Raw genomic sequence first — 13,742 nt, 5'->3', positions numbered from 1 at the left:
TTATTTATGCGCAATTGTTAATTTACTTTGAGGAAATTTTAAAGAATTATGTCTAACTTGTTTATGAGTTTACACACTTTGATTTACACAACCAAAAACAAAACCCAAACCAGTTTTCGGCGAGCCGGAAATTGGTTTGGTTGATTTTCAAACGCCACAAACATCTTGAAATACTTGCTAATTTTCAGAATTCGTCTTATAATCTCCCATTGTGTTTTTAAAATTGAGAGGATTGATATGAAAGCAAGGCTCCTTGCAATAGTTGTTTTTCTTATCTCAGCGCTGTTCGGACAGACAAACATCGCCGTCATTGATTTTGAGGGAAAGAACGTGTCGAAAGACGATGCCAGCGCTTTGACCGACCGTCTGCGCGCGACACTCTTTCTGACGGGAAAATTCGTCATTCTGGAACGCGAGAAAATGGATGCAATCCTCAAAGAGCAAGGATTTCAACAATCCGGCTGTACTTCGGATGCCTGTGCGGTGGAAGTCGGACAACTGCTGGCGGTCGAACAAATGGTCGTTGGAAGCATCAGCAAAGTGGGTCAGACTTATTCGGTAACCGCCCGGTTGGTCGGCGTTGAAAAAGGTAGTCTGATTGGCGTCGGCACATGCGACCTCAAAGGCGACATCGGCGATGTGATGACCTGTCTGAGCAGCGTCGCTGGTCAACTGGCTGGCAAACAACCTGTCCTACACAGCGAACCACCACAGACGCTGATAACAGAACCAAAAAACACGACAGGACTACCTGAAATGGTCTTCGTCAAAGGCGGAACATTCCAGATGGGGAGTAATGATGGAAATGATGATGAAAAACCGGTGCATACCGTCACCGTCAGCGACTTCTGGATGGGAAAATATGAAGTGACAGTTGCAGAATTTGAGAAGTTCATTGTGGAGACTGGCTATCAGACGGAAGATGATCTTTTTGCTATTAATTGGGCTAAGACTACAAAACAAATCTACGAGTTCACAAAAAGTTTTGACAAAATACCAGAAAATGAAGGATTTACTTGGAAACGTGATGAGAATGGTAAAGTCCGAAAAGAAGGGGAGTGTGACAACTATCCAGTGATTAATATTTCCTGGAACGATGCAGTCGCTTATTGTGAATGGTTAAGCAGAAAAACCGGAAAGAAGTATAGATTACCGACAGAGGCGGAATGGGAATACGCGGCACGTGGCGGCAATATAAGCAAGGGTCACAAATATGTCGGGAGTGATAATATAGACGAAGTTGGCTGGTATGACAAAAATAGCGGAGGAAGAATACATTACATAGGACAGAAAAAACCAAATGAATTGGGATTATTTGATATGTCTGGAAATGTAAGGGAGTGGTGCTCGGATTGGGGTGACAAGTTATATTATACAATCGGCTCAATATGGTGGAAAGAGACATCCGATAGAAAAATGACATCTTGCTGGAGAAGAGCTATAGCTATAGCTTCTGGCAGCAATCAAAAATCTGTTGATAAGACAACGGGTGCGCTCGGTCGTTACCAGATGCTACCATCGGTAGTTAAGAGTATGCTAGGACGCGCTGGAAGAGTGTTTAATCAAGACGAGTTTTTGAAGTCACAGGAATTACAAGACATTGCTCTTGATGAGTATTTTAATGATTATGTTAAGCAGGGTGGAGATGTATCCGACTTCAAACAATATTCACTATTCCATGTATCAGGTAAAACTAATATTGATGATGTTCCAGCTGATTCACAGGATTATGCAAATAGGTATATGAACTTAGCAAGTGCAGCACAAGAATCAGTTGCAGTTGAACTTGGTAAAAGTAATAGACTTACTGATAAGATATATTCAGGTTTAAATCAGGTGTTTAATGTAACTGGAACATTTGAAGACGATTTAAAGGAAGACGAAAAGTTTAGGAAACGTGTTGTTAATAATGCTATTGAGATGGGCATTGTAACAGGTAATCCAGCTGATATTGAATTGCAGATTGTCAAAGAACTACAACAAAAAATCTTGCCTGTTTCAAAAGATGATGATATTCAGTCAGACATAATAACACAAAATCCGACCGGTCCTAGTTCAAGCATGGTTCGAGTTTTGCGTGGAGGTGATTTTAAATGGGATGCAGATCTTTGCCGAACGACTCGTCGTAACTATTGTTTCCCATCAGGCATTGTCGAAGTAATTGGGTTTAGGTGCGTTTGCGAACAATAAAATGTTTCTGATTATTTATCAACGGTATTAAGTTTTCGAAAAGATGCAGATAAAACTTGATTTTCGTCTATTGGAAGTATCACTTGAAATTGAGGCGCTTAAAAATAACTATGATCTTATCAAAAAACAGATGCAATCACTTCGCGTTGAAAACCAATCAAATTTTGATGAATATTGTAAAGAAAATAAATTGACACCGGAAGATTCAGAATGGAGCGACGCTAAGCAGAGATTCGATTATACTGTCGAATTCCTTATACCTCGTTTTTTAATTGGGTCATTTGTTATATCAACATATTCAGTTTATGAATCGTCAGTTACAGAAATAGCAAAATTAATTCAAAAAACTCAAGGTCAATACATTTCTTTGAATAACCTAAGAGGAAGTTTTCTTGAAAGGGCGGAAATATACTTTGATCACATTCTTCACTTTAAGTATTATAGTGATGATAACATCAAGGTAACTGTTGAAATGCTCGCCGATTTACGAAATGCCATTGTACATGCAAATGGTCGTTTAGAAATGTTGACAAAAGAGAATCGGAAAAATATAGATAAATGGAAAAGGAAGAAAAATGGTATCACATTCTACTATGATTACCTTTTGATTGATATAGAGTGTGCAAGTGAGATTTTTAATCAAGTTCAATTATTTCTTAAAGACTTGGTTAAGCGTTATAAAGAATGGGACACAGAACAGAATGCAAAAACCATTGCAAGTTAGTTTTCTTGAAGTCAAACTGATTCCCAAAATCCGCGTAATCCACGTTTAAAAGTTCCAAACGCCATGGACATCTTATCGAAATTGATGCTGACAGGCTATTTTGGAGTGTTCCAACCGTGTTGGAACTCGGCGTCGCAGACGACGGGATTAATATTCCGTTTTCGCTAATAATCATGTCGGAAACAGGATTGTTGTTCTGCTCAGATCATTTCGGGATAATTTTCCCGTAGCCAGTTTTCCAGCGCCGTGAACAGATCGGAAGCCGTTGCGAATAATTCCTGCGCTTCTGTTTCGGACACTGTTCCGGCCGATTCATAATCGGATATATTACGCTTATTGCGGCAGGCATTCATGTAATTTTTAATTGTTGAGAATTCTTCGCCCATTGTCAGGGTCAGCGATTGGATGGCGCGGTAATGTTCGCTTTGTCCACGGGTGACTTCGTATCCGCGACAATGCAAGGCGATCAGACAACTGGTTAGCGCGGCATTATACGCAATGGCAAAACGCCAGTCGGTAGAAATCTCGGTTGACTGGCAATCCCTCAGATCCCGCCGAATCAGATTCAGCATGTTCCGAATTTTCTGCGGATTCGGTTGGTAGGGTTTAAGCCAACCGTTTTTCAGCCATTCGCTCAAACTCATAGGCGGTTCCGACTAAGAACAGTTTAGATTTATCTGCTACGTTTTTCATAAAATGATCGTTTTCTTTCAGGCGCCGGATGAATTCTTCCTCGGTGAAAATGGAAAAATTGATCTCGCGTCCCAACTGCTGTCCGGCCACTCCCATCGCGCCGGAAATCTGTAGAGAAGAAACTTTTCCGACTATCATCAGGTCAACATCGCTTTCAGCAGTAAAGCCGCCATTCGCGAAGGATCCGTAAATGAAAGCCGATGCAATATCCACCGCAAAAGGTTCAAGCGCTTTCCGGACGACGTCGGCCAATCCAACCGTCTTGATGATTATTCTTTGCAAATCATCAAAGAGAACGTGATCACGATTGGCGCGATAGAAAATCGATTTCCCTGCCGGTCGTCTGATAATTAACCCGATGCCTTCCAGATTCGCCAGTTCCAGACTGACAGACCTCGGCAACAATCCTAACCGTGTGCAGAACTGGCGGAGGTAGAACTCGCTTTCCGGGTGTAATAAAAATTCACGAAGTAGAGCGATCCGGGTTTCCGAACCAAATAATTTCTTGATCATCTTTGTCTGCAATAGTTATACATACGGATAAAATTTACATACAACGCTGGCTGATGAAAAGAATTTTTTACACTTAACCGGCACGACACTAACAGTTAAAACCAGTTTTCGACATCGCGGGAACTGGTTTGGAAATAAAAATTGGTGTTTATTCGTGTTAATTCGTGGTTCAGGCTGTCAATCTCCGCGGTTATTCAAACGCCACGAACATCTTGTCAAAATTGATGATGACGGTTTTGAATTGCTTAATGGCGTCCTGCCCGAGATTCCCGAAGAAATATTTGCTGTGTTCGGTCTGAACATCTTTAAGTAGGCTGACTTCCGGCAAAACAACATCTCTTCCGGCGATGCGCATTTGCACGTTCGTAAGTTTGTAGGCGCGGTTTTTCTCCATCCCGCCGGCGGAACCGGATATGATGTTTCCTAACTTATAAGTCGAATCGATCTCAGCGGCGTATTTTTCATAATACTTCGGATAAAGCGAGGTTGAGTTCGCGCCGGTATCGAATGTGAAAACCAGCCATTCGTTCCGATGGCCGATTTCAATCAACGGCATTAATCCTTCCATGGCAAAATTTTTCTCCTCCGAGTTCGTCGGAGCCGCCGGAATGGTCAACGTATTTTCGGCATAATTCAGGCGAATTTCCTTCAACTGATTGATCACCGGGAAACCGATGATCTCGTTGATCTTGTAAAATCCCAGAAACCGCAGTTCTTTGTCCGGCATGACGATGAACACAACGTTTTTTACGACGATGTCGCCCAGCCGGATTTCGTCCGCAACGCCGATTTTGGATTTGACCACCCTCCCGGTCGCTCCCTGAACATGAAATTCTATTGGAAGCACCTTGACGCCGAGTTTCCTGGCCGTCTTTTCGCTGACAAGTGAGAGATTCGCGCCGGTATCGAAGACAAACTTCATGTTCTTTTTTTCGAATCGAACGGGAATTCGCAGAAGCCCGACAATGTCTTTTTTCATCGAAATAGTTGTCTCACGGGAAATATCTACAGTTGTTGACGGATTGCTTGCCAACGCGCGCCATGCTATGCCGTCATTTGCGATGTCTGTTCGTGTGACGCTGTCTAATAAAGCGATATAACGGTTCAACAATGTATCCGTAACCGCCGTCGCCGCCTTGAAATCATTCATGCGAATATCGTTGTTGAGCTTTGTCTTCAGAAGTTCGGCGACGAGCGTATCTGATAATTGAAATTCGAGGCAATGGCGGATTTTCTCGTTAGAAATATTCGGACGATTGAACACGTTGTCGAGAATTGCTCCAAAGTAAAGGCTTTTTTCGACCGACAACATTTCGGCGTAAACCACCAAACTATCTTTCGCCTTGAAATATTCTTTCCGATCGATCAGCGATTGAATATTCGCATCCGGCGTCTGCGGGAAAATGGCTAATATTAAAATCGGGAACAGAAGCGCGAATCGTTTCAGATAGTTCGGTCGGTTGGTTTTCATGAATAATCCCCTTCTATTTTTCAGTTTCAATCACTTCAACGGAAAATGGCAACGCCAGCCGTGGCGATTCTCACCGGATTCCCATTTCGGCCTTTCAATCCGGCAAATCGGTTTCGCGAATTCGCATCGCCCGGCAAAGACACATCCGGCAGAGCGATTTTCTGCCGGTAATATCTCTTCCGGAATCGGGCGAGGTCCGTCCGGTTCGCGGAATGATTTTTCAACGTCCATCAAGGCTTTGGTGTATGGATGTTTCGGATGCTCGGCGATTTCGGCGGCTTTCCCGGACTCCATCATGTTTCCGTCATACAAAACCAAGAGTTCGTCAGCATACGTCAAAGCGGATCGCAGTTCGTGCGTCACCCAAAGAATCGACATTCCGAACTCTTTCCGCAATCGCTGAAATAATTCCATCAGTTCAAATCGGTTGATTGCATCGAGCGCGGTCGATGGTTCGTCAGCAATCAGAATCAACGGTTCACCGGCGATCGCTAAAACGGTGGCGACTTTCTGGAGCATGCCACCGGAAAGTTCGTGCGGATATGAGCGGGCAATTCGGTTTGGCTCTTTGAATCCGACGAATTCTAAAAGTTCGGCGATTCTTCGTCGGGCTAAAAGTTTGTCGGAGCGGACATTTTTGGGAAGCGCATCGAAAATCTGTTTGCCACACGTCATCACCGGATTCATCGACGATGCTGGTTCCTGAAAAATCATGCCGATCCGCCTGCCACGGATGGATTCCATTTCGGATTCCGAACAGGAAATCAGATCGATTGGCGTCGGTAAACCGGAAAGAACAGCCGACCCGGAAAGTCGCGCATTTCCCGGTGTTAATCTCAATAAAGATTTGCAAAGCAGACTTTTACCGCCGCCGGATTCGCCGACGATAGCTAGCAGGGAAGAGGCACTGAAATTAAAACTGACCTCTTCAAAGATCGTTTTATCGACGCCTTCAGATTGAATGAAAAGCGACAGGTTGCGAACTTCCAGCGTCAGGTGATCCACTGTCAAAACCGGCTTCTTTCCAGTAAAAGTTGCGTGTACGATTCCTTCGGCGAGTTAAAGATTTCATCTTTATCGCCTATTTCGATCAATCGCCCATCTTTCAGAATTCCGACACGGTCTGCGATCACACGGACTGTTTCCAGATCGTGCGAAATATAGAGATAAGTCAGAGAAAATTTCTGCTTCAGTTCGGATAATAATTTGAGCAGATGCGCCTGAAGCGACAAATCTTGCGAAGAGATCGCCTCGTCGAGGATCAGCATTTCTGATTCAGTCGCCAGCGCGCGGGCGATACAGACGCGCTGTTTCTGACCGCCGCTCAACTGATGCGGAAACCGGCTCAGCACATTTTCATTCAACTGGACGGCGGAAAGACATTCGATAATGCGACGATTTTTTTCTTCTGATGAAAGCGCCGGATCGAGCGCATCCAAAAGCGTTGACCTAACTTTCAGTCGCGGATTCAGCGATTCGTCCGCATTTTGAAAAACTGGCTGGACTTTTCGATGATAGGCTCTGAGTTCCCCGCGTTTATATTTCCAAATATTTTTCCCTCTGTACAGAATTTCTCCGGAATGCCGCGCAACGAAATGCAGGATCGACATGGCAATCGTACTTTTTCCGCTTCCGGTTTCGCCAACGAGCGCCAACGTCTCGCCACGATGGATTAAAAATGAAACATTATTTAAAGCAACGACGGTTTTTTCTCTCAGCCCGAATGTTTTTCGCTGTCCATAACGAACCGTAAGTTCTTTAACATCGAGGAGTTTTTCGCAGTCGGAATTCATTATCATCTTATAATTCCCGCTCGCCGGTTTTCGGATCCAGGACATTTATCAATCCTTCGCCAACTAAATTAAAACCGATGACCGTCACAACGATCGCCAGACCGGAAAATAATGTAATCCACCACGCGCCGGCCAAATCCTGAAAACCCTGATTCAGGATCGTTCCCCAGCTGGCACCCGGCGGTTGAACGCCCAAACCGATAAAACTCAATCCAGATTCGATGACGATCACACTGCCAATCATGAGCGTTGCAGACACGATGATCGGACCAAGAATATTCGGGAAAATGTAACGGAAAAGTACGCGCCGACGATTCAATCCAAGAGCGACGGCGGATTTGACGTACAACCGCTCTCTGGCGGTTAAAACTTCCGCCCGAACGATCCGCGCCACTTCCATCCATGAAAACAACGATAGAATTACAAGCATCAGACCAAACGAAGGACGGGTGAATCCGACCACTGTTAGGAGAATGAACAATCGCGGAAAACCCAACATAACATCGACAAACCGCATCAGCGCAACATCTATCCATCCGCCAAAATAACCGGAAATCATTCCGATAATCGTTCCGATGGCGACAGCGAAAAATGTTACAATAATGCCGATTGTCAGCGATAATCTTCCGCCGTATAAAATCCGGCTAAAAAGATCGCGCCCGAAGAAATCCGTCCCAAACGGATGAGATAGCGATGGAGGTTGTGATATTTCCTCAAGATTCTGCGTATATGGATCCTGTGGCATAACCCACGGCAAGCAGACACACAGAACAAGGATCGTCAATACTAATATAATTCCAAACCGAAAAATTTTATCGCGCCACATTCGCTTCAAGACGACCGCCCTTTCAGTCGAATCCTCGGGTCGGCAATCACATAAAAAACATCTGCCAGCAGGTTTCCCACAACGACAGAAAAAAACGCCAGCGAACCGGCGGCGATGATGACCGGATAATCACGTGCGAGCGCCGCGTAAAACATCACGCGCCCCATTCCGGGCAGAGAAAAGACAATTTCGATGATGAGCGCGCCACTAAACAGCATCGGAAGTGTAAGCCCAATCGTGCTGATAAATGGCAGGAGCGAATTCCGAAGCGCATATTTATAAAATATTTTTCCGCTCTCCACACCACGCGCCCGCGCTGCCAAAATATAGTTCGAGTGCAGAGATTCAACCATGCTTCCGCGGATATATTTGAAAAAGACGGCGGAAAATGAAATGCCTAAAGTTGTCACGGGTAGAATGAGATGTCGGATAGAATCCAGTATGCGCCCGCCAAATGACAACTGATTGTGAAAAAGCGACGCCATTTGAGAAGACGGAAGCCAATCCAGCCGCACGGCAAATAATCCCAACAGTAAAACGCCAATCAGAAACGACGGCATAGAATAAAAGAAAAGCATGATTGCGGAGATCGCTTTGTCGAAAGCGCGTCCCTCCCAAGCGGCGGCGTAAATTCCTAAAATTATCCCAATAAAAATGCCTAAAATCAATGAAAGAACTGTTAGGATCAACGTCGGTTCAAGCGCTTCAACGATCATTTCAGTAGCCGGACGGCCGGTAGTAAAAGAGTTTCCGAAATCGAAATGAAAGATCACACCGAAAAGCCATTTCAGATATTGCGTTGCCACCGACTGATCTAAGCCGAACCGCTCTCCGATTTGTTCACGTGTATGAATTGCGGCATTCGGATCGAGAAAGATCGTTGCCGGATCGCCCGGCGCAAGATGAACGAGGATAAAAATTAGCGTCGCGCCGATCAATACAACCGGCACAATCCCGATTAATCGCCTGAATAAATAGGCGGACACTTCTTCAAACCTTTCCGTTAGTCGCCGATCGCACGGCGTTCTTTCACCGGAATCCACCAATCTTCGAGGTTATTGTACGCGCCCCGTTGATCGATGACGACATTCTTGAACCGGCGATGAATCGCCGAACACTCCATCTTATAGTAAAGCCACGTGTACGGCAAATCGGTTGACAACAGCGTCGTGATCCCATCCCAATATTTCTGTGCTTCCTGAGGAGAAATCGTCGATTCCGCCAATTCCTCGAGCCGGTCAAACTCCGGAGAATAATAGCCGTTAAAATGAAACGGAATAAAGAACGATGAACGATGAAACAACGGCGACAAATCCATTTTCAGGGCGACATTCCAGCCGATTAGAACAGCATCAAAATCCCGTTCCGGCAACATTCTTCCAAACAAAAGACCGGAATCCGCGATTCTCGGGATCATTTCAACGCCGACCTGTTTGAGCTGATTTTGAATCAGCGTTAAAGCTTGTTCTCGTCGTGTATTTCCTGCGTTGGTTATCATTTCGAACCGGAATTTCCTTCCGTCTTTTTCCAGAACGCCATCGCCGTCGGAATCCTTCCAGCCTTCTTCTTTTAAAAGTTTGGCGGCGCGTTTGGGATCGAACGGAACGACACGATTGGCTTTTTCGTTGTACCCCCAAAGAACCAACGAAATCGGGCCATTCATTGGCGTTGCCATTCCGTCATTGACGATCCGCGCAACCGCGACGCGGTCGATCGCCATCGTCAGCGCTGTTCTGACCTTCCGGCTTCCGAAAAGAGGATGCGGCTGGATATATTTCTGAATACTGGAAACATCTTCGCCATATCTTTTGCGCATCTTCCGAAAGTGCGCTCCGTCGATCAGATTCCATCCAATGAAATCGTACGTCCGTCCGAGATAACTTACCGGACGCAGAGGCGAATTCCCGGCTTTCCACTCTTTTTGCAGACGGATGAAATCCCGCGGTGGAATGACTTCGGTAAAATCGATGTCGCCGCTGAGAAGTTGGCGTACCATACCGGCACCGTCTGGAATAATTTTAAAAATCACGGTGTCGAGATGCGGCTTGCCAGTTTCATAATAGCGATCAAACTGTGTTAAAATCACGTATTGCTGACTTCTCCACTCTTGAAATCGGAAAGGGCCTGTTCCGACTGGATGACGATTGAATGCAATCGTCGGCATTTTCTCCGGCGAGACATTTTTCAACAAATGCTCTGGAAGAATGAATCCTTCAACGGCATCCATGAGCATCGTCGGCGATTTTTTAGCGAAATAAAACACAACCGTCGAGTCATTAAGCGCTATCACTTTTTTGATGTTGACCTTGAATGAGGCGCCGTCCCAGAAAATCTTCGGATTCACTTCGATTTCGTGAGTAAAGACAACGTCTTTTGCTGAGAATGGAGCGCCGTCGTGCCAAAAAACGTCTGTACGAAGATGAAATGTAATGGCAAGGCCGTTCTTTGAAAACTCCCAACTCTTTGCCATTTGCGGCGAAAAAGTCGCCAAATCTTCGTTGATATCCGCCAAGCGTCTGAAAATAAGGCTCTGGATATTGATGGCCGGCTGAAGCAATCCGGTCAACGGATTCAGTGCGTCCGGTTCACCATTGATTCCCGCGACGAGCGTTCCGCCATTGACAATATCCTTTTCCGAATAATTTGCATCGTCACCAACAAAACGCTTCTGTTTATCCGATCCGCAGGCAACAAAGAAGGCAATTAAAGCAAGATAGAGGATTTTTCTCAAGGAATGAGCAATCGGGTTGAAATTAACCGGTTTTCTGTTTTTGGATAACGGCTGCAGCTTCCGAAATTGTGTAAATGATTTTTTCGATCGAGAATGGTTTATTGATCACAAAATCGATGCATTTACTCACAGATTTTTCGTCAAGGCTCAACGCCCAGCCGGAAACCATAATGATTTGAGTTTCCCGACGGATCTCTTTGATCTTTTTGGAAATTTCTATTCCGGTCATTACAGGCATTCCAAGGTCAGTGATGACGATGTCGTGCCGCTTCTTTCGAAATAAATCAAGCGCCGCCACAGAGGACGAATTTGTATCGACTTCATGACCGAGTTCGGAAAGCAAATCTTTGAATATTTCCAGAATATGTTCCTCATCGTCGATAACCAAAATGCGGGCCGGAGCGGTCTTGCCAATTTCGATCACCGGAGCGCCGATCTTCGCGGCGGCCACTTTTGGAAGATGCAGTAAAATCATCGTTCCTTTTCCGACCTCGCTCTGAATGCCGATTCGACCGTTATGACGCTTGATAATCCCGTAAACTTCGCTCATGCCCAGGCCGGTTCCCATCACGCCTTTCGTCGAGAAAAACGGATCGAATACTTTTTCGACGGTTTCTGGTGTCATTCCGATTCCGGTGTCTTTAAATTTTATAGAAACGTTTTGGTTATCGGTTTCTGTTTTAATATACAGCACTCCGCCTTCCGGCATCGCGTCAACGGCATTGAAAATAATATTGGTGAAAGCATTTCTGATGTCTGATGAATCGCCCAACACAAAAATCTTGTCTTCCAGTTCCAAAATCGGTTCGATCAATGTGCCTTTGAGCTTTGATGCGGTTTCCCATTTGGGTCGGGTGATTTCGACAACCTCTTCAATTATCTTCTTCAAATCGATTGTTTCGGTTAGCGCACCTTCACTCGGGCGTGAGAATTCCTGAATTTTACGGACTTTCGATGCGCCGTCGAGTGCAGACTTTTCGATCATTTTCAGGCTGTTGAGGATGTACTCGTCGGTAATTTGCCTCTTGAGCAGTTGAATGCGCCCGAGGACAACCGTTAAGACGTTGTTAAAATCATGTGCGACACCCGATGAAATTTGTCCAAGAGCGAGCAATTTTTTCGCTTGCGCGGATTTTTCTTCCAGTTCACGACTTTTTGTGACGTTTTTACTGGTGATGATAAACGATTGAAGATGATCGTCTTCATCGAGTATGGGATGTGTCCGCTCTTCAAAATACTCACCAAACCGTTCGTCATATTTGACCAGCGGAATGATCAGACCGCTTTTTAATGTGTCATGAAGCGGACAATCGATGCACGGCATGCCCTTTTGATGTAAAACCGAATGACATTTTTTCCCTACCAGCGATTCGCCTTGCCCAAAAATGACATCCGCTGACCGATTCGATTCTAAAATGGTATAATCGGCTCCACACAAGATAACCAAATCGCTTATCTTATCAAAAATGAACCGGTATTTATCTTTGTGTGAAAAGTCGCTATTTACCTGTGATTCGTTCTTTAAGTCGCTCAAATTCTAATCCAATCGTCCCAAAATGATCGCCCTTTTTCGTTATTTCCAAATACCGCTATTAACTTAAACAGGCGATTGCTTTAAGTCAAGAAAATGAGACCGTTATTTCCCACGCCCACATAAAGAGTTATAGATTTTTATTAAATTTCACCGACAACCCATCGGCATTACGGATGGACCGCTGTTATGCTGATAGATTATTCAACAGTTTTTTCGCGTCTTTCGCCCGAATTTCAGCGCCGATATTTTCGAAATGCCCGACGGCACGCTCCAGGTACTTTTTCGCTTTTTCCGCCTCGCCCATATCCTTGTAGAGCGCCGATATTTCAATCAGTGTTTCTGCCAGATTGAGAGTGTGGTTCAGTTCTCCATCGATACGCTTGCTGTTCTCTAAATACGATAGCGCGATGTCGAACCGTTTGCTCTTGCGGTTAATCATTCCAAGTATCTTGTAGGCTTCTGCAATGCTGAGGCGGTCGCCAATTTCGCTGAAAATCGAGAATGCCGAAGTCACCAGCGCTGTTCCGGAAGACAAATCGTCTTTGAGACAGGCGATTTCCGCCTTAATCAAATAGGCAAGACCTTTTTGATATAGGTTATTTGTCTCTCCTGCAATTTCGAATGCCTTTTCAACATGATTCGTCGCGCGGTCCAGTTGACCTTTAAATTTATAGGCAATCGCGATGTTCAGATGCATGTTGGCAAGCGTATCTTTCTCTCCTCTTTTTTCGGCAAGACTCAAGACTTCACGATAATGCGCCATGGCGGCATCGGCGTCTCCGCTGATGTGATAAGCGTTTCCGATATTCATGTTTGTGTTGATGACCAAATCGGCAAAATTCAGCGCATTCGCCATCTTGCGAGCCTCTTCGATCAAAACAATACCTTCGGAGATTTTACCCTTCTGCACCAATAAAATACCTTGTGCGTTCGAAACAAGCGCAATGCCTTTTTCATCATTGGTCTTTTTGAACAACTGCAGGCTTTCCCCGAATTCTTCATCCGCCATCTTAAAATCATTCTGATAAAAAACGACGTTTCCCAATTTATAGTGCGCTTTGGCCAGCATATTGTTGTCGGCGTTATACGATTTTTGGTCCGAGATATTCCGGAGAACCTGTTCCGCACGGTTCATCTCGCCATATTTCATAGATATTTCGGCGATGCCGTACAATAAGTCCAGATATTCTAACTCCGGAAGATATTTGTCTGCATGGTAGATCGCAGTATCGAATTCAATATTCCGAAAAAGCCTTTCTTTTTGCGC

At 44.9% G+C, this 13,742-nt stretch carries 12 protein-coding genes; 2 read left to right on the top strand and 10 right to left on the bottom strand.

Going from position 1 to position 13,742, the window contains the following annotated elements; all coding sequences use genetic code 11:
* Positions 1-516: 516 nt before the first annotated feature.
* Positions 517-2,190, top strand: a complete 1,674-nt coding sequence (locus COT43_00705; GenBank protein ID PIS30966.1) for a hypothetical protein — start codon at positions 517-519, stop codon at positions 2,188-2,190.
* Between the two features lie 43 nt (positions 2,191-2,233).
* A complete protein-coding gene (locus COT43_00700; protein ID PIS30965.1) occupies positions 2,234-2,914 on the top strand; it encodes a hypothetical protein in 681 nt (226 codons plus the stop codon).
* Between the two features lie 200 nt (positions 2,915-3,114).
* Here the strand turns inward: COT43_00700 and COT43_00695 are convergent, their stop codons facing one another.
* The 10 genes from COT43_00695 to COT43_00650 all read right to left on the bottom strand — a co-directional run.
* Positions 3,115-3,558 carry a hypothetical protein gene (locus tag COT43_00695; GenBank protein PIS30964.1) on the bottom strand — a complete coding sequence of 148 codons (444 nt, stop codon included), beginning with the start codon at positions 3,556-3,558 and terminating at the stop codon, positions 3,115-3,117.
* The gene (locus COT43_00690; GenBank protein ID PIS30963.1) at positions 3,521-4,120 is read right to left on the bottom strand and encodes an ArsR family transcriptional regulator; all 600 of its coding nucleotides are present in this window, start codon (positions 4,118-4,120) and stop codon (positions 3,521-3,523) included. The genes COT43_00695 and COT43_00690 overlap by 38 nt, the downstream gene beginning before the upstream one ends.
* Positions 4,121-4,310: 190 nt before the next feature.
* Positions 4,311-5,591 (bottom strand): hypothetical protein, encoded by a 1,281-nt coding sequence (locus COT43_00685; protein ID PIS30962.1) that lies wholly within the window; start codon positions 5,589-5,591, stop codon positions 4,311-4,313.
* 30 nt (positions 5,592-5,621) lie between these two features.
* Positions 5,622-6,602 (bottom strand): hypothetical protein, encoded by a 981-nt coding sequence (locus tag COT43_00680; GenBank protein PIS30961.1) that lies wholly within the window; start codon positions 6,600-6,602, stop codon positions 5,622-5,624.
* On the bottom strand, positions 6,599-7,429 hold the full coding sequence (locus COT43_00675) for an ABC transporter ATP-binding protein (GenBank protein PIS30960.1): 831 nt from the start codon (positions 7,427-7,429) through the stop codon (positions 6,599-6,601). Before COT43_00675 ends, COT43_00680 begins: the two co-directional genes overlap by 4 nt.
* A complete protein-coding gene (locus COT43_00670) occupies positions 7,392-8,210 on the bottom strand; it encodes a peptide ABC transporter permease (GenBank protein PIS30959.1) in 819 nt (272 codons plus the stop codon). The genes COT43_00675 and COT43_00670 overlap by 38 nt, the downstream gene beginning before the upstream one ends.
* Positions 8,211-8,215: 5 nt before the next feature.
* Complete coding sequence (locus tag COT43_00665) at positions 8,216-9,196, bottom strand: diguanylate cyclase (protein PIS30958.1); 981 nt, start codon at positions 9,194-9,196, stop codon at positions 8,216-8,218.
* Positions 9,197-9,213: 17 nt separating this feature from the next.
* Positions 9,214-10,941 (bottom strand): hypothetical protein, encoded by a 1,728-nt coding sequence (locus COT43_00660; GenBank protein ID PIS30957.1) that lies wholly within the window; start codon positions 10,939-10,941, stop codon positions 9,214-9,216.
* 22 nt (positions 10,942-10,963) lie between these two features.
* The gene (locus COT43_00655; GenBank protein ID PIS30956.1) at positions 10,964-12,475 is read right to left on the bottom strand and encodes a hypothetical protein; all 1,512 of its coding nucleotides are present in this window, start codon (positions 12,473-12,475) and stop codon (positions 10,964-10,966) included.
* Positions 12,476-12,659: 184 nt separating this feature from the next.
* Positions 12,660-13,742, bottom strand: a 1,083-nt coding sequence (locus COT43_00650) for a hypothetical protein (GenBank protein PIS30955.1), incomplete at its 5' end; no start/stop codon positions are given.

The organism is Candidatus Marinimicrobia bacterium CG08_land_8_20_14_0_20_45_22 (genome assembly GCA_002774355.1).
Lineage (GTDB): Bacteria > Fidelibacterota > UBA2242 > UBA2242 > UBA2242 > 0-14-0-20-45-22.
The sequence above is the reverse complement of the archived record's forward strand: the minus strand, read 5'-3'. Positions and strand labels throughout refer to the sequence as shown.

Excerpts from the sequence above, each read along its gene's own strand:
- COT43_00705 (PIS30966.1), top strand. The coding sequence starts at position 517 with ATGGTCGTTGGAAGCATCAGCAAAGTGGGTCAGACTTATTCGGTAACC.
- COT43_00700 (PIS30965.1), top strand. The coding sequence starts at position 2,234 with ATGCAGATAAAACTTGATTTTCGTCTATTGGAAGTATCACTTGAAATT.
- COT43_00695 (PIS30964.1), bottom strand. The coding sequence starts at position 3,558 with ATGAGTTTGAGCGAATGGCTGAAAAACGGTTGGCTTAAACCCTACCAA.
- COT43_00690 (PIS30963.1), bottom strand. The coding sequence starts at position 4,120 with ATGATCAAGAAATTATTTGGTTCGGAAACCCGGATCGCTCTACTTCGT.
- COT43_00685 (PIS30962.1), bottom strand. The coding sequence starts at position 5,591 with ATGAAAACCAACCGACCGAACTATCTGAAACGATTCGCGCTTCTGTTC.
- COT43_00675 (PIS30960.1), bottom strand. The coding sequence starts at position 7,429 with ATGTCCTGGATCCGAAAACCGGCGAGCGGGAATTATAAGATGATAATG.
- COT43_00670 (PIS30959.1), bottom strand. The coding sequence starts at position 8,210 with ATGTGGCGCGATAAAATTTTTCGGTTTGGAATTATATTAGTATTGACG.